At 66.1% G+C, this 15,767-nt stretch carries 14 protein-coding genes; 10 read left to right on the forward strand and 4 right to left on the reverse strand.

Annotation, left to right across the window (positions count from 1 at the left end):
* Positions 1-3 precede the first annotated feature (3 nt).
* From prfB to ASE75_RS04745, 8 genes are all read left to right on the forward strand, one after another.
* Positions 4-1,131 carry a peptide chain release factor 2 gene (gene prfB, locus ASE75_RS04710; protein ID WP_055929751.1) on the forward strand — a complete coding sequence of 376 codons (1,128 nt, stop codon included), beginning with the start codon at positions 4-6 and terminating at the stop codon, positions 1,129-1,131.
* Complete coding sequence (locus ASE75_RS04715) at positions 1,131-1,871, forward strand: class I SAM-dependent methyltransferase (RefSeq protein WP_082463816.1); 741 nt, start codon at positions 1,131-1,133, stop codon at positions 1,869-1,871. The genes prfB and ASE75_RS04715 overlap by 1 nt, the downstream gene beginning before the upstream one ends.
* Positions 1,871-2,767, forward strand: a complete 897-nt coding sequence (locus ASE75_RS04720; protein WP_055930971.1) for a thymidylate synthase — start codon at positions 1,871-1,873, stop codon at positions 2,765-2,767. Before ASE75_RS04715 ends, ASE75_RS04720 begins: the two co-directional genes overlap by 1 nt.
* A gap of 86 nt (positions 2,768-2,853) precedes the next feature.
* Positions 2,854-3,327: a dihydrofolate reductase gene (locus tag ASE75_RS04725; RefSeq protein ID WP_055929754.1), complete on the forward strand. Its 474-nt coding sequence runs from the start codon at positions 2,854-2,856 to the stop codon at positions 3,325-3,327.
* Between the two features lie 22 nt (positions 3,328-3,349).
* A complete protein-coding gene (locus tag ASE75_RS04730) occupies positions 3,350-4,285 on the forward strand; it encodes a bifunctional riboflavin kinase/FAD synthetase (RefSeq protein WP_055929757.1) in 936 nt (311 codons plus the stop codon).
* On the forward strand, positions 4,282-7,131 hold the full coding sequence (ileS, locus tag ASE75_RS04735) for an isoleucine--tRNA ligase (protein ID WP_055929760.1): 2,850 nt from the start codon (positions 4,282-4,284) through the stop codon (positions 7,129-7,131). The genes ASE75_RS04730 and ileS overlap by 4 nt, the downstream gene beginning before the upstream one ends.
* On the forward strand, positions 7,124-7,636 hold the full coding sequence (lspA, locus tag ASE75_RS04740) for a signal peptidase II (RefSeq protein WP_055929763.1): 513 nt from the start codon (positions 7,124-7,126) through the stop codon (positions 7,634-7,636). The genes ileS and lspA overlap by 8 nt, the downstream gene beginning before the upstream one ends.
* Positions 7,629-8,039: a DUF3035 domain-containing protein gene (locus ASE75_RS04745; protein ID WP_055929766.1), complete on the forward strand. Its 411-nt coding sequence runs from the start codon at positions 7,629-7,631 to the stop codon at positions 8,037-8,039. Before lspA ends, ASE75_RS04745 begins: the two co-directional genes overlap by 8 nt.
* A gap of 113 nt (positions 8,040-8,152) precedes the next feature.
* On the opposite strand, the gene ASE75_RS04750 is transcribed toward ASE75_RS04745, so the two are convergent.
* The 4 genes from ASE75_RS04750 to ASE75_RS04765 form a co-directional block, all read right to left on the reverse strand.
* Entirely contained in the window at positions 8,153-9,004 is an 852-nt protein-coding gene (locus ASE75_RS04750; protein ID WP_055930974.1) for a TorF family putative porin, read from the reverse strand.
* Between the two features lie 230 nt (positions 9,005-9,234).
* Entirely contained in the window at positions 9,235-10,437 is a 1,203-nt protein-coding gene (metC, locus tag ASE75_RS04755; RefSeq protein ID WP_055929769.1) for a cystathionine beta-lyase, read from the reverse strand.
* Positions 10,434-11,273, reverse strand: coding sequence for a sulfurtransferase (locus tag ASE75_RS04760; protein WP_055929772.1), 840 nt, complete (start codon positions 11,271-11,273; stop codon positions 10,434-10,436). Before ASE75_RS04760 ends, metC begins: the two co-directional genes overlap by 4 nt.
* Before the next feature lie 30 nt (positions 11,274-11,303).
* Positions 11,304-12,869, reverse strand: coding sequence for a cryptochrome/photolyase family protein (locus tag ASE75_RS04765; RefSeq protein WP_055929775.1), 1,566 nt, complete (start codon positions 12,867-12,869; stop codon positions 11,304-11,306).
* 16 nt (positions 12,870-12,885) lie between these two features.
* Here ASE75_RS04765 and queF point away from each other — a divergent pair, with 16 nt between their 5' ends.
* Together queF and ASE75_RS04775 are read left to right on the forward strand one after the other, a co-directional pair.
* Positions 12,886-13,332 carry a preQ(1) synthase gene (queF, locus tag ASE75_RS04770; protein ID WP_055929778.1) on the forward strand — a complete coding sequence of 149 codons (447 nt, stop codon included), beginning with the start codon at positions 12,886-12,888 and terminating at the stop codon, positions 13,330-13,332.
* 134 nt (positions 13,333-13,466) lie between these two features.
* A complete protein-coding gene (locus ASE75_RS04775; RefSeq protein ID WP_055929782.1) occupies positions 13,467-15,740 on the forward strand; it encodes a glycosyltransferase family 4 protein in 2,274 nt (757 codons plus the stop codon).
* Positions 15,741-15,767: the final 27 nt, after the last annotated feature.

Raw genomic sequence — 15,767 nt, forward strand, 5'->3', positions numbered from 1 at the left:
CCCATGCGCGCTGAAGCGCAGGCACATGTCGACACCATCAACGACGCGCTGGCGCTGCTGCGCCGCTTCCTCGACTGGGACCGCGCTTTGCGCCGCCTGGACGAGCTGAATGCGCGCGTCGAGGATCAGGCGTTGTGGAACGACCCCAAGGCCGCGCAGGAGGTGATGCGCGAGCGTCGCCGGCTGGACGAGGCGATCACCGCGACGCGGGCGATCCAGTCCGAGGTCAGCGACACCGTCGAACTGATCGAGATGGCCGAGGCCGAGGGCGACACCGCGATGGAGGCGGAGGGCGTCGAGGCGCTGGCCGCGCTCGCCAAGCGCGCGAACCACGACAAGGTGCAGGCGCTGCTGGCTGGCGAGGCCGACGGCAACGATACCTATATCGAGGTCAATGCGGGCGCGGGCGGGACCGAGAGCCAGGACTGGGCCGGCATGCTCAGCCGGATGTACACCCGCTGGGCGGAACGGCGCGGCATGAGGGTCGAGCTGATCGACCAGCATTCGGGTGAGCAGGCGGGCATCAAGTCGGCCACGCTGCTGCTGAAGGGCGAGAACGCGTACGGTTTCGCCAAGACCGAGAGCGGCGTCCACCGGCTGGTGCGGATCAGCCCCTATGACAGCGCGGCGCGGCGGCACACGTCGTTCGCGTCGGTCTGGGTCTATCCGGTGATCGACGACAATATCGAGGTCGAATACAACGAAAGCGACCTGCGGATCGACACCTATCGCGCATCGGGCGCGGGTGGTCAGCACATCAACACGACCGACTCGGCGGTGCGTATCACGCATATCCCGACCGGTATCGTCGTGCAGTGCCAGAACCAGCGGTCGCAGCACAAGAACAAGGCCGAAGCGTACAACCAGCTGCGCGCCCGCCTGTACGAGCGCGAGCTGGCGATCCGCGAGGCGGCGGCCAATGCCGAAAACGACAGCAAGACCGATATCGGCTGGGGTCACCAGATCCGGTCCTATGTCCTGCAGCCGTACCAGATGGTGAAGGACCTGCGCACCGGCGTGGTGTCGACCGCGCCGGGCGACGTGCTGGACGGCGATCTCGACGAGTTCATGTCCGCCGCCCTGTCGCAGCGCGTCAGTGGCGAAGCGGTCGAGGTGGAGGACGTGGATTGATGCGTCGCTCGACCCGGTTCGGTGTCGTCGTCATCGCCGGCGCATTCGCGCTGTCGGCGGTGCTGATCGGCTGCGACGGGTCGAAACCGCTGATCCGCGACAAGCCCGACACCGTGGGGCCATTCCCCGCGGCCGACCGGCCGGTCGCGACCATCGTGTCGGCGCGCTGGTCGAACGAGGAGGCGCGCGACCGGTTGAACGAGGCCGGGCTGGTCATGGACAAGGCGATGATCCGCCCTGGCATGACGGTCGCCGATATCGGCGCGGGCGAGGGCTATTACACGATCCGGCTGGCGCAGCGGGTCGGGCCGGACGGGCGTGTGCTGGCCGAGGATATTTCGCCGCCGTTTCGCGATGCGCTGGCCGAACGGGTCGCGCGCGAGCGGCTGGACAATGTCAGCGTGAAACTGGGCGAGCCGAGCGACCCCAAATTGCCGCCGGCCAGTTTCGACCGCGTGCTGATGGTTCACATGTATCACGAGATCGCGCAGCCCTATGAGTTTCTGTGGCGGTTGCGGCCGTCGCTCAAGGCCGACGGGCTGGTCGTGGTGGTCGATGCGAACCGGTCGACGCGGAATCACGGGACGCCGCCCGCGCTGCTGAAGTGCGAGTTCGCGGCGGTCGGTTATACCCAGGTGGCGATGGAGGAAATGCGGTCGGCGGGCGGGTATCTCGCTGCGTTTCGCCCGACCGGCACGCGGCCCGAACCGGCGGCGATCCGACCATGCCGGCTCAGCTGATGGCATCGCCCGACCAGCAATATCAGGATCTGTGCGCCCGGATCCTCGATCGGGGCGACGAGCGGATCGACCGGACCGGGGTGGGAACGCGGTCGGTGTTCGGCGAGCTGGTGCGGTTCGATCTGTCGCAGGGACAGGTGCCGATCCTGACCACGAAGCGCGTCTACTGGAAGACGGCGGTGCGCGAGATGCTGTGGTTCCTGACCGGCGGCACCAATATCCGCGATCTGCTGGTCAACGGCGTCACGATCTGGAGCGACTGGCCGCTGGCGCATTACCGCAAGACGACCGGCGAGACGATCACGCAGGCCGCGTTCGAGGCGCGGATCGTCGCCGATGCCGACTTCGCCGCCGCCTGGGGCGAACTGGGACCGGTGTACGGCAGGCAATGGCGACGCTGGGTCGACAACGCGGGCCGGGCGCACGACCAGATCGCGACGCTGATCGACACGCTCAGGAGCAATCCGACCAGCCGGCGGATGTTGTTTCACGCCTGGAATGTCGGCGAACTCGACCAGATGGCGCTGCCGCCGTGCCACATGGTTTATCAATTCCATGTCGACGGGCGCGGGCGGTTGAACTGCCTGTTGTATCAACGCTCCTGCGACCTGTTCCTGGGGGCCAGTTTCAACTGGACCGGCGCGTCGGCTTTGCTGCTGATGATCGCGCAACAGGCGGGGCTGACGCCGGGTGAACTGGTGTGGGTCGGTGGCGACGTTCATATCTATCTGAACCATCTGGATCAGGTGCGCGAGCAGATCGCCCGCGTCCCGCGCCCGGTGCCGACGATGCGTCTCGCGCGGCATCCGGCGTCGATCGACGACTATGCCATCGAGGATTTCGTGGTCGAGGGCTATGATCCGCATCCGCCTATCCGCGGGGACGTAGCGGTCTGACATTCTGTAACCCTCGCGCAGGCGAGGACGACGGGAGGACGCTGATCGCCATCGACATGCGCCGCCACCGGCCTTACCCCGCACCCATGACGATCACCTTCCACCTCGCCCGTGCCGACAACGGTGTCATCGGCCGCGACGGGCAACTGCCGTGGCGGCTGCCGGCGGACCTGCGCCGGTTCAAGGCGCAGACGATGGGCAAGCCGATGGTGATGGGGCGCAAGACGTTCGACGGCTTTCCATCGCCGCTGCCCGGTCGGCGGCACATTGTCCTGACCCGCGATCCGCAATGGTCGGCGGCGGGCGTGGAGGTCGTCCATTCGGTAGACGAGGCGCTGGCGCTGGCCGGGGATGGCGACGTGGCGGTGATCGGCGGCGCGGAGATCTTTGCGCTGTTCCTGCCGCTGGCCGATCGGATCGAACTGACCGAGGTGCATGTGTCGCCGGCAGGGGACGCGCATGTACCCGCGTTCGCCGGCTGGCACGAGGTGTCGCGGACGGACTGGCCGGTCGACGGCACAGCGCCGGCACACAGCTTCGTAACGCTGGCGCGGACCTGATACGATCCGTATAGCCGGGCAGATGCAGCGGCTGGACGGCAGCGCGCAGGTGCCGCCCGGGCTTGCCGGGGGCATCGTCGCGCTTGGGAACTTCGACGGATTTCATCTGGGACACCAGGCGGTGGTCGGCCGCGCGGTGGCGCTGGCGCGCGCGCAGGGGCGACCGGCGCTGGTCGCGACGTTCGATCCGCATCCGGTGCGGTACTTCAGGCCCGACGTCCGTCCGTTCCGGCTGACGACGCTGGACCAGCGCGAGCGGCTGTTCGCCGAAGCCGGGGCCGATGCGATGGTCGTGTTCGGGTTCGATGCCGCGCTCGCCGGGCTGGACGCCGCCGCCTTCGTGGCCGAGCGACTGGTTTCGCGGCTGGGTATCGCCGGGGTGGTGACGGGCGAGGATTTCACCTTCGGTCATGCGCGCAGCGGCAATGTCGGCGTCCTGGCGGCGCTGGGCGCGGCGCAGGGGTTTGCGGTCGAGACGGTCGGCCCGGTGACGCTGGACGGCGAGGCGGTATCGTCCAGCCGCATCCGCGACGCGCTGCGCGCCGGCGACCCGCGCACCGCCACGCGGCTGCTGACGCGGCCCTATCGGATCGAGGGTGTCGTCCAGCACGGCGACAAGGTCGGGCGGACGATCGGCTATCCGACCGCCAACCTCGACATGGGCAAATATCTGCGCCCCGCCTACGGCATCTATGCGGTGCGCGGGCGGCTGGATGACGGGACGATCCTTGAAGGCGCGGCCAATCTGGGGATCCGGCCCAGCTTCGATCCGCCCAAGGAACTGCTCGAACCATATTTCTTCGACTTCGCCGGCGACCTGTACGGGCGCAGGCTGGAGGTCGACCTGATCGACTATATCCGGCCCGAGGCGAAGTTCGACGGGCTGGAGCCGCTTATCCGCCAGATGGACGCCGATTGCGCGACCGCCCGGGCCATCCTAAGGCGCAACGAACCATGACCGAAACGACCGAACCGCAGCGCGACTGGCGCGACACCGTCTTCCTGCCGAAGACCGACTTTCCGATGAAGGCCGGGCTTGCAGCCAAGGAGCCGGCGATCCTGGAACGCTGGGCGAAGATCGGCCTGTACGACCGGTTGCGCGCCGAGCGCGACGGGCGCGAGCGGTTCATCCTGCATGACGGCCCACCGTATGCGAATGGCGACATTCACATGGGTCACGCCATGAACAAGGTGCTGAAGGACATCATCGTCCGCAGCCAGAGCCTGATGGGCAAGGACGCGCCCTACGTCCCCGGCTGGGACTGCCACGGCCTGCCGATCGAGTGGAAGGTCGAGGAGGCGTATCGCGCGAAGAAGCTCGACAAGGATCAGGTGCCGGTCGCGCAGTTCCGCGCCGAGTGCCGCGCCTATGCCGACCGGTGGGTCGACGTGCAGCGCGACCAGTTCCAGCGGCTGGGCATCATGGGCGACTGGGCCGACCCGTATCTGACGATGACCTATGCCGCCGAGGCGACAATCGTCGGTGAATTGCTGAAGTTTGCCGAGAGCGGCCAACTGTATCGCGGGGCGAAGCCGGTCATGTGGTCGCCGGTCGAAAAGACCGCGCTGGCCGATGCCGAGGTCGAATATGAAGACGTGGTGTCGACCCAGATCGACGTCGGGTTCGAGATTGTCGACGCGCCCGAGGCTCGCATCGCGGAAGGGGCGCTGGCGGTCATCTGGACGACGACGCCGTGGACGATTCCGGTCAACCAGGCGCTCGCCTATGGCGAGGCGCTTGATTACCTGCTGATCGAGGTTGCCGGCCGGCGGATGCTGGTGGCCGAGCCTTTGCTGCCGGGCTTCCTGAAGCGGATCGGGGCCGACGCTCATGAATTCGTCGCGTTCATCAAGGGCGCGGCTTTGGAGGGGGCGACTGCGCGCCATCCGATGCATGCGCTGGGCGGATTTTTCGCGACGCCGCGTCCGTTGCTGGCCGGGGACTTCGTAACGACCGACGCCGGCACCGGGCTGGTCCACATGGCCCCCGACCACGGTGAGGATGATTTCGCATTGTGTAAGGCGAACGGCATCGACCCGGTCTTTGCGGTCGACGGTGCCGGTATGTACCGCGCCGACTGGGGCTGGCTGGGCGGTCAGGGCAGCGTCATCAACAAGAAGTTCGTCGCCGCCGACGGGCCGATCTGTACCGACCTGCGCGAAAGCGGCGGATTGCTGGCGGCGTCGGACGACTTCAAGCACAGCTATCCGCACAGCTGGCGATCCAAGGCAAAGGTCATCTTCCGCTGCACGCCGCAGTGGTTCATCCCGATCGACCGCAAGCAGGACGTCGCAAAGGACGACGACAGCCTGCTCAACTCACTGACGTCGTTCCTGACGGCGGTGAAGGACGACGCGCCTGTCTCGGCCGATAACGGCGCGTCCCTGCGCGAGGTCGCGCTGGACGCGATCGAGCGGACCCGCTGGGTGCCGGCGCGGTCGCAGAACCGTATCCGCGCGATGGTCGAGGGACGGCCCGACTGGGTCATCAGCCGCCAGCGCGCCTGGGGCGTGCCGATCGCGCTGTATGTCCACCGCCAGACCGGCCAGTATCTGAACGATCCGGCCGTCAATGCCCGGATCATCGCGGCGTTCGAGGCGGGCGGTGCCGATGCGTGGTTCACCGCCGACCATCAGACGCTGCTGGGCGAGTCCTATGTGCTGGCCGATTACGAGCCGCAGAGCGACATTCTCGACGTGTGGTTCGATTCCGGGTCGACCCATGCCTTCGTCATCGAGGCGCGCTACGGCGCGGGTGTTCGCGCCAACCTGTATGTCGAGGGGTCCGACCAGCATCGCGGCTGGTTCCAGTCGTCGTTGCTCGAATCCTGCGGCACGCGCGGGCGCGCGCCCTATGACGCGGTCCTGACCCACGGCTTCGCGTTGGACGGGCAGGGGCGCAAGATGTCCAAGAGCCTTGGCAACGTCGTCGATCCGTTGAAGATCATCGGTGAGAGCGGCGCGGACATCCTGCGTATGTGGGCGGCCTCGGTCGACTATTTCGAGGATGTGAAGATCGGCAAGGAAGTCCTGTCGACCGCGTCGGACGCCTATCGCAAGCTGCGCAACACGTTCCGGTATCTGCTGGGCGCGCTTGAGGGCTATGACGAGGCCGAGCGGATGCCGGTCGCGGAGATGCCCGAGCTGGAGCGGTATGTGCTGACGCTGCTCGGTCGGCTCGATCGCGAGTTGCGCGAGGCGGCTGAGGCGTTCGAGTTCAACCGCTATGTCCGCCTGCTGACCGATTTCGCGAACGAGGATCTTTCGGCGTTCTTCTTCGATATCCGCAAGGACTCGCTGTATTGCGACGCCGCGACCGATCCGAAGCGGCGCGCATACCGGACAGTGCTCGACATGTTGTTCCATGCGCTGGTGCGCTATGCCGCACCGGTGCTGTGCTTCACCGCCGAGGAGGTGTGGCAGGCGCGGTACCCCAGCGAGGATGGCTCGGTGCATCTGCTGGAATGGCCGGAGCTGGCGGAATTGCCGGGCGATGACGGCGTTGCCACGGCCTGGAGCGATGTCCGCCGTCTGCGCACGCAGGTGACCGAGGCGATCGAGCCGCTGCGTCGCGACAAGGTCGTTCGCTCCAGTCTGGAAGCGGAAGTGACCGTGCCCGATCTGCTGCTGACGCCGGAGGCGCTGGCTGAGGCGTTCATCGTCGCCGATGTGCGCGAAGGCGATGCGGTCACGGCGACGCGCACGGCCTATGCCAAATGTGGGCGCTGCTGGCGGCACCTGCCCGACGTGAGCGCGGATGGTGCGTTGTGCGGACGGTGCGAGGCGGTGGTCGGACATGCGTAAAGTGCCGATGGCCGGGTTCGTCACGGCGGCGGCGATCCTGCTGGCCGACCAGGGGAGCAAATGGGCGGTCACGCGGGGGCTGGGTATCGACACGCTGGGCGATGCGCGTGAGATCGTGTCGTTCTTCGACCTGCGCTTCGTGCCGAACTACGGCATTTCGCTGGGGCTGCTGACCGCCGACACCAATGCCGCCCGCTGGTTGCTGGTGGCGATGACGGGGGCGATCGCGGTCGGTGTCGCCATCTGGATGAAGCGCGAGCCGCGACGGGGGGATCAGATCGCCCTGGGACTTATACTGGGCGGAGCGATCGGCAATATCGCCGATCGGGCGCGGGTCGGCCATGTCGTCGATTTCGCCGATCTGCATATCGGCGCGTGGCGTCCGTTTTTGGTCTTCAATGTCGCCGATGCGGCGATTACGATAGGAGTGCTCGTCCTGCTTGTGCGAGCCTTCCTTGTGCGCGACAAGCCGGGCGCTGCCCCAGTGGAGAATAGCAATGCGTAAGTTGGTGCCGATCGCCGCAGGCCTCGCCTGTGTCGCCCTCCTCTCCGGTTGCGGCAAGCGCGGGTTCGACCGGGCGCGTCCCGACGAATTCGCGGTCGCGCGTCAGGCGCCGCTGGTGATCCCGCCCGATTTCGCGCTGGTGCCGCCAGCACCCGGTGCCGCCCGGCCGCAGGATACCGCCGCCAACGCCCAGACGCTGGATGCGCTGTTCGGCGGTGCCGCACCACGCAGCGTGTCGGAATCGGCAACGGTCAACGCAGCTGGTGGCGATACCGCCGAGGCTGGGGTCCGGTCCAGCGTCGGCGATCCCGACACCAACGTCATCGACAAGGGTTCGACGACGCGTGACATCGTCGCTGCGCCCGAGGGTGACGGACAGGACGCACGGGCGGCCGCGCAGTAACACTGCCGCCGACGTGCATAACGAAAAAGGGCGGTCCCGCGGGGCCGCCCTTTCTTGTATCTGCCGTATGCCGAAATCAGACCCCTGCCAGCGCAGGGGTCAGATAAGGATAGTCAGAATGCGGCAGTCAGCGAAAAGACGACCTGGGCGTCGGCGATCGAGCCGGTGCCGTCCTGGCCCTTGCTGAAGCTGGGCTGCAGATAGGCCGAGTCCCGCTCCGAAATGTCGGTGTCGACATAGGCGATGCCGAGCGTGAGCGGCGTGTTGGGGATGACGTAATCGGCACCGATCAGCCAGTCGACATACTCGCCGGTCGGCGCGACGCTGGTTGCGAACGGTCCAAGCCCTTCGTTGCCGTTGGAATAGCCGATATGCGCCTTCGCGGTCAGGCCCGTATTGGGAACCGCCGAGCTGATGTCGCCCCAGATGTAGAGGTTGTCGTTCTTGTCGCCGGGATTGTCATAGATGCCGGCGGCGGCCAGCGTCCCGTTGCTCGACCAAGCACCCAGTGCCTCCTGCTTGGGCGCATAGGCGACGCCGGCGGTCAGGCTGGCCGGCCCGAGCGTACCCGACAGCTTGGCATAGGGTTCGATGAAGTCGGTGTTGTCGAAGCCGCGCGGGTACATGTACCAGGTCGCGCCGACGTCCAGCGTGCCGCTGCCGCCGACCGGAAACTTGTAGCCGGCGATCAGGTCCAGTTCCATGTTCTGGCCACCGAACGTACCCCAGCCCGACAGGTTGGATGCCCAGGTGCCGATATACAGACCGCTTTCATGGGCGATGGTGATGCCGCCCTGTACGGCCAGACCTTCATCCGACTGCGAGACACCGCGGAAACGATAGTCGCTGACGAGGCCGACCGATCCGGAAACCTTGACCGGTGGCGGGGGGGCAGTGTCCTGCGCGAAGGCAGGCGTGGCAGCGGCAAGGCCGAGGCCGGCAATGATAATCGTGGAGAAGCGCATCGTTTCCCTTTCGAAACCGGAAAATCGCGATGTCCCCGCCTGCATCCTAGGATGCCGCATCTGTCAGGCTGTAAAGCCCCGCGCGGTCTGCCCTTCGGTGACACCGGCATGACAGCCGGTGTTGCGACGCACAAGAACTTTCCTGCGCTGATCCGGGGTTTGAGGCGCGCGATGTTGCGTAAGCGCAACAGTGTCCGATGCTTGGTGTCGCCGGACTCGCGCGAGCCGGGTCAGCCGCGGGCCGCCCGAAAGCGCGCCAGCCCGGCATCCAGATCGGCGATCAGGTCGGCGGGATCCTCCAGTCCGATCTGCAACCGGATCATCGGGCCGGCCGTCGCGCGGCTGGTGACGGTGCGGTGGCGATGCGGATCGACCGGCAGGGCCAGGCTTTCAAACCCGCCCCAGCTGTAGCCGATACCAAACAGCGCCAGCCCGTCGATCAGCGCCGCGCGGGCGGCGTCATCGCCGCCGTGCAGCACGATCGAGAACAGCCCTGTCGACCCCTTGAAATCGCGCAGGAAATGCTCGTGGCCGGGGCAATCGGACAGGGCGGGATGGAGAACCTGCGCGACGCCGGGCTGGCGTTTCAGCCAATGGGCGATCTCCAGCGCGCTCGATTGATGCTGTTTCAGCCGGACCGCCATGGTCCGCAGGCCGCGACTGCCAAGCCAGCAATCGTCAGGACTGGCGATCTGGCCCAGCTGGAAGCTGGTATCGCGCAGCTTCGCGAAATGACCCGGACCGGCGGTGACCGACCCGAGCATCGCGTCACTGTGGCCGACGATATATTTGGTGCAGGCCAGAATCGACAGGTCGACGCCGTGGCCGATCGCTGGAAAATACAGCGGCGTCGCCCAGGTGTTGTCGAGCAGGGTGACAATGCCGTTCGCGCGCGCCACCGCGACGATGGCGGGGATGTCCTGCACCTCGAAGCTGAGGCTGCCGGGACTTTCCATCAGGATCGCGCGGGTAGCGGGACCAATCAGGTCGGCCATGCCAGCCCCGACCAGTGGGTCGTAGAAGCGGGTCGTGATCCCGAACCGCCGCAGCAGGCCGTTGGCCAGGCCGCGCGTCGGATCATAGGCGCTGTCGGGGCACAGGAGCTCGTCACCCGGCGACAGGACCGACAGCAGGGCGGCGGCGATCGCCGCGACGCCGGACCCGTACAGGAACGTGCCCTCCGCTCCCGTTTCCAGGCTGGTCAGCGCGTCGGCCAAGCTCCACTGGGTCGGCGTTCCCTTGCGGCCGTAGAACAGCCGGTGGTGGGTGTCGCCCGCCGCCCCGGCGCGCAGATCGGCGACCGAATCGTACAGGATGGTCGAGGCTCGCCACACCGGCGTGTTGACCACGCCGGCGGTCCATTCGGGGCGTCGGCCCGCCCCGACGACGCGGGTGGCGTCGCGGAGCGGGGTGTCGGAGTCGTTCTGGTTCACGCCGGTCCCGTTGCTTTCTGTGTCGTCCGGTCCGCGCCATATTCCGACCAGCTGCCGTCGTACAGGGCCGCCTTGCCACCCAGCAGGTGCGCGCCGAAAGCCAGGACCGACGCGGTGATGCCCGACCCGCAGGTCGTCACCAGCGGCTTGTTCAGGTCGATACCGGCCGCGTCATATTCGGCCCGCAGCGCATCACCTGTCTTCCACGTCCCGTCGTCGTTGAACAGGCGGGCGTAGTAGAGGTTCTTTGACCCCGGGATGTGGCCGGCGTGGGTGGCCGGGCGCGGATCGGGTTCCTCGCCCGTGAAGCGGGCGGCCGAGCGCGCGTCGAGCACCTGTTCCGCGCCGGATTCGACGTTGGCCTTGATCTGGTCGAGCGTGCGCACGCTGGTCGCGTCGTGCCACACGGTGAAGTGGCGATGGCGCAGCGTTTCCTTGCCTGACGCGGTTTTCCGGCCATCGGCGATCCATTTGGCAAGCCCGCCGTCGAGGATGGCGACGTCATGCGCGCCGAACGTGCGCAGCATCCACCAGGCGCGTGCGGCCGTGTGCAGCGGCGAGGCGTCGTACAGGACGATGCGGCTGCCGTCGCCAAGCCCCAGCGACTGCATCCGGCTGGCGAATTTTTCGGGGCTGGGCAGCATCATCGGCAGGCCCGACGATCCGTCGGCCAGTTCGGCCAGGTCCATGAAGACGGCACCCGGAATGTGCGCCGCGTCGTAATTGGCCGCGGCATCACGCTGGTGTTCCGGCAGGAAATAGGTCGCGTCGACCACGCGCAGGTCGCTTGCCCCCAGTTCGCCAGCCAGCCATTCGGTTGTCACCAGAGCGTCCATGTCCGTCTCCCTTCATGATGTCCGAGTCGTTTAGCGCGCTGTTTTGCCGCCGTCGAGCGTTTTCATAAAACGGGTAGCCTGTTCCAGCGTCGATTCTTGGTCTTGCCGGCTCATCTTTTCAAATGTGCGGTATGGCATACCCATGCGGGGATTGGCCGCCAGCGTGTCCCGGTTGCGGTCGATGAAATCCCAGTACAGCGCGTTGAACGGGCAGGCGTCGTCGCCGATCCGCTGCTTTACGTCATAGCGGCACGACCGGCAGTAATCGGACATGCGGTTGATATAAGCGCCTGACGAGGCATAGGGCTTCGACGCGAGCAGGCCACCGTCGGCGAACTGGCTCATCCCCAGCGTGTTGGGCAGCTCGACCCATTCATAGGCGTCGGCATAGACCTCCAGATACCATTCATGGACCCGGGCCGGGTCGGCCCCGATCAGCAGCGCGAAATTGCCGGTAATCATCAGCCGCTGGATATGATGGGCATAGGCATGGTCGAGCGTCTGGCCGATCGCCTGCGACAGGCAGTGCATGTCGGTGTCGCCGGTCCAGTAGAAGCCGGGAAGGGACCGCGTGGCATTCAGTGCGTTGCGGTTCACATAGTCCGGCCCCTCATGCCAGTAGATCCCGCGCACGAATTCACGCCAGCCGATCACCTGGCGGATATACCCTTCCGCTGCGTTCAGCGGCACCGTGCCGGCATGGTACGCCGTATCCACCGCCTGAACCAGCGTCAGCGGGTCGAGCAGGCCGCAGTTGATGTAGGGCGACAGGATCGAATGCCACAGCCACGGCTCGCCGGTCAGCATCGCGTCCTGATAATCGCCGAAGCCCGGCAGGGCGTGTTGAATGAAGTGCGTCTGTTGCCGCATCGCATCCTCCGCCGTCACCGCGAAGTCGAAGCCGTCGAGCTTGCCGGGATGGTCGGCGAAGCGGTCTGCGACCAGCGCGAGAACATCGTTGGTGACCATGTCAGGGGCGAAGGACAGCGGGCGCGGCATCATCAGGTCGCGCTTGGCGGGTTTGCGATTGTCGCTGTCGAAGTTCCACTGGCCGCCGACCGGCTTGCCATCGTCTTCCATCAGCAGCCCGGTCTTGCGGCGCATGTCGCGGTAGAAATATTCCATTCGCCACTGCTTGCGCCCTTCGGCCCAGGCGGTGAACTCGGCATGGGTGGCGATGAAGCGGTCGTCGGCGCGGATCTCGACGGGGATACCGAAGATCGTTTCCCAGGCGTCGAGCATTGCCGCCACGCGGAATTCGCCCGCTTCGGTGACGACGATCCGCTCGGGGTCGTGGCGGCCGATCGCGCGCGCGACCTCGCCGGTGAAGCTGCCGCTGCTGTCGGGATCGTCCAGCGTGATGTAGTCGACGGTCCAGCCCAGCGACCGCAGCCGTTCGGCATGGTGGCGCATCGCCGACAGGATGAACGCGATCTTGCGCTTGTGATGGCGGACATAGGTCGTTTCCTCGTCCAGCTCCATCATCAGCACGATGGTCTCGTCCGGGTCGCGGTCGCGCAGCGATGCGATGCCCGGGGTCAGTTGATCGCCGAGGATCGGGACCAGAATGGTCGGTCTTTGCTTCGTGCGCGCCATATCCTACATATTCTCCATGACACCGAAGCTTCTTGGCCAGACGACGCCCTTGCCCCAGTCCCCGCAAGAGGCGGCGCTGGATTATGTTCCCAACCCGCGCCCCGGCCGCACCTATCTGGTGCGGTTCGCGGTGCCCGAGTTCACGTCGCTGTGCCCGGTGACGGCGCAGCCCGATTTCGCGCATCTGGTGATTGATTATGTGCCCGACGCGACGATTGTCGAATCAAAATCGCTGAAACTGTTTCTGGGTTCGTTCCGCAATCACGCGGCGTTTCACGAGGATTGTACGGTCGGCATCGGCGAGCGGCTGTTCACCGAAATGGCCCCCCGCTGGCTGCGGATCGGCGGCTACTGGTATCCGCGCGGCGGCATCCCGATCGACGTGTTCTGGCAGTCGGGTCCGCCGCCGGCCGACCTGTGGCTGCCCGATCAGGGCGTGGCGGGATATCGTGGTCGCGGATGAACGACGGGACTGCGGCGGGACGATTCCGGTGGTTCCGGTGTGGCCCTTATGCAACTTTCCGGCATCGCTTTCGTTTTATTGAACAAATGGGGCGGATTGCGCCTACAGGCTCATAGAGACGAAGGTGGCATGGCATGGCCCGCGAACTGGACAGGGGATCGACGATCGAACATCTGGCGCTGATCGGTAATTTTTTGCCGCGTAAATGTGGTCTCGCGACGTTCACGACCGACGTGTATACCGCAATGCGTGCGCAGTTTCCCGATGTCACCGTCGATGTCTACGCGATGGACGATCATCCCGGCCGGTATGCCTATCCGCCGGCGGTCGTGTGCGCGATCCCGCAGGATGATCGCATCGCCTATGCGGCGGCCGCCCGGTCGATCGAGTCGAGTGGCGCGCAGGCCATCTGGGTGCAGCATGAATATGGCATCTATGGCGGCCCCGCCGGTGATTACCTGCTCGCGCTGCTCGACCGGACCACGTTGCCGGTCATCGTGACGCTGCACACCGTGCTGGAAGCGCCCAATCCTGACGAACGCCGCGTCATGGAGGGCCTGTTGCAGCGCGCGGCCAAGATCATCGTCATGGCCGAGCGCGGGCGTGAAATCCTGCAGCGCGTCTATGGCGCCAACCAGAAACAGATCGTGATGATCCCGCACGGCGTTCCCGACCGCGCGATGCTCGAGCCGGACACGATGAAGGCGCAGTTCGGCTGGGACGGTCGCGAAGTCGTCCTGACGTTCGGCCTGCTGGCCCCCAACAAGGGCATCGAGACGCTGATCGAGGCGATGCCGGCCCTCGTATCACGCCATCCCAACCTGTTGTATGTGGTGCTTGGGGCGACTCATCCCAATCTGGTCGCGCACGAGGGCGAGGCGTATCGCGATCGGTTGAAGGCGCAGGCCATGAAGGCCGGTGTCGGAGACAATGTCGTCTTCATCGACGAGTTCGTCGAATATGACGCGTTGATCGACTACCTCCAGGCGGCCGACATCTACGCGACGCCGTACACCAATCCGGCGCAGATCACGTCGGGCACGTTGTCCTATGCCATCGGTGTCGGCAAGGCGGTCGTGTCGACGCCCTATGTCCACGCCACCGAGATTCTGGCGGATGGCCACGGCGTGCTCGTCGATTTCCGGGACAGTGCCGCCTTCACGCGCGAGATCGACCGGCTGCTGTCCAATACGCGCGATCGCCAGCGGCTCTCGGCGCGCGCCTATGCCCGCGGTCGGACGATGATTTGGCCACGTCTGGCCGAGGCGACGATGGTGCAGATTCAGGCAATGGTCACGGCCCGGCCCCGCCGGATCGTGCGGCCGCATATCAAGGTGTCGCCGCTGAAAGCCGATATCGCCGCAGTCGAGCGGATGAGCGATGCGACCGGCATGTTGCAGCATTCGATCTATTCGGTGCCCGACCGTCGCCACGGATATTGCATCGACGATAACTGTCGCGCGCTGATGCTGATGACGGCGGCCGAGGACGTCGACCCGGTTCGCCGTGACAAGTGGATGACGATCTACGCGTCGTTCCTGCAATATGCGTGGAACCCGGATACGCGCCGGTTCCGTAATTTCATGAACTTCGATCGCACCTGGTGCGAGGATGCCGGGTCCGAAGACTCCAACGGCCGTACGCTCTGGGCGCTCGGCATCACCGCGCGCGATGCGTATGAGCCGAAGCACAAGGTCTGGGCAACGGCGATGTTCGATACGACCGCGTCGATCGCGTTCGAACTGGGCAGCCCGCGCGCGCAAGCCTTCGCGATGCTCGGGGCGGCGGCGATGCTGGAAGTCCGGCCGGGCCATGACCTGTCGCGCGAGATTCTGGCGCGGTTCCCCGATGTGCTGCTTCGCCTGCTGGGCGATGTCCGGCGTCCGGGCTGGGAGTGGTTTGAAACCGTGCTGGCCTATGACAATGCCCGTGTGCCGCAGGCGCTGATCCAGGCGGGCATGACGCTTGGGCGCAACGACCTGATCCAGTGCGGACTGGCGACGCTGGACTGGATCGTCGACAAGCAGACATCGCCCGAGGGGCGGTTCCGCGCGGTCGGCACCGAGAGTTTCGGACGGGAATATGCCGATCCGCTGCCATTCGACCAGCAGCCGCTGGAGGCGCAGGCGACGGTCGATGCCTGCGTTACCGCGTTTGCCGCGACCACCGACCCGCGCTGGATCGTGGAGGGCGAGCGGGCCTATGGCTGGTTCCTCGGCGCAAACGATCTCGACCTGCCGCTGGCGACGACCAACGATGGCGGGTGTTTCGACGGCCTGATGCCGACCGGATTGAACCGAAATCAGGGGGCCGAATCGATTTTGGCCCTGCAACTGGCCAATTGTGCCATTTCGGGGCTTTCAAAGGCGGCCGGAAGCATGGCAGGACCGTCGCGGATCGTCGCCTAGCCATCCGGGCTGGTGTCGACATGCGAC

The sequence above is a fragment of the Sphingomonas sp. Leaf17 genome (genome assembly GCF_001421505.1).
Classification (GTDB): domain Bacteria; phylum Pseudomonadota; class Alphaproteobacteria; order Sphingomonadales; family Sphingomonadaceae; genus Sphingomonas.

Bases quoted from the DNA above. Each gene is read 5' to 3' on its own strand.
- prfB (WP_055929751.1), top strand. From the start codon at position 4: ATGCGCGCTGAAGCGCAGGCACATGTCGACACCATCAACGACGCGCTG.
- ASE75_RS04765 (WP_055929775.1), bottom strand. From the start codon at position 12,869: ATGGCGCGCACGAAGCAAAGACCGACCATTCTGGTCCCGATCCTCGGC.
- queF (WP_055929778.1), top strand. From the start codon at position 12,886: ATGACACCGAAGCTTCTTGGCCAGACGACGCCCTTGCCCCAGTCCCCG.
- ileS (WP_055929760.1), top strand. From the start codon at position 4,282: ATGACCGAAACGACCGAACCGCAGCGCGACTGGCGCGACACCGTCTTC.
- ASE75_RS04775 (WP_055929782.1), top strand. From the start codon at position 13,467: ATGGCCCGCGAACTGGACAGGGGATCGACGATCGAACATCTGGCGCTG.
- ASE75_RS04745 (WP_055929766.1), top strand. From the start codon at position 7,629: ATGCGTAAGTTGGTGCCGATCGCCGCAGGCCTCGCCTGTGTCGCCCTC.
- lspA (WP_055929763.1), top strand. From the start codon at position 7,124: ATGCGTAAAGTGCCGATGGCCGGGTTCGTCACGGCGGCGGCGATCCTG.
- ASE75_RS04725 (WP_055929754.1), top strand. From the start codon at position 2,854: ATGACGATCACCTTCCACCTCGCCCGTGCCGACAACGGTGTCATCGGC.
- ASE75_RS04760 (WP_055929772.1), bottom strand. From the start codon at position 11,273: ATGGACGCTCTGGTGACAACCGAATGGCTGGCTGGCGAACTGGGGGCA.
- ASE75_RS04720 (WP_055930971.1), top strand. From the start codon at position 1,871: ATGGCATCGCCCGACCAGCAATATCAGGATCTGTGCGCCCGGATCCTC.
- ASE75_RS04730 (WP_055929757.1), top strand. From the start codon at position 3,350: ATGCAGCGGCTGGACGGCAGCGCGCAGGTGCCGCCCGGGCTTGCCGGG.
- ASE75_RS04715 (WP_082463816.1), top strand. From the start codon at position 1,131: ATGCGTCGCTCGACCCGGTTCGGTGTCGTCGTCATCGCCGGCGCATTC.
- ASE75_RS04750 (WP_055930974.1), bottom strand. From the start codon at position 9,004: ATGCGCTTCTCCACGATTATCATTGCCGGCCTCGGCCTTGCCGCTGCC.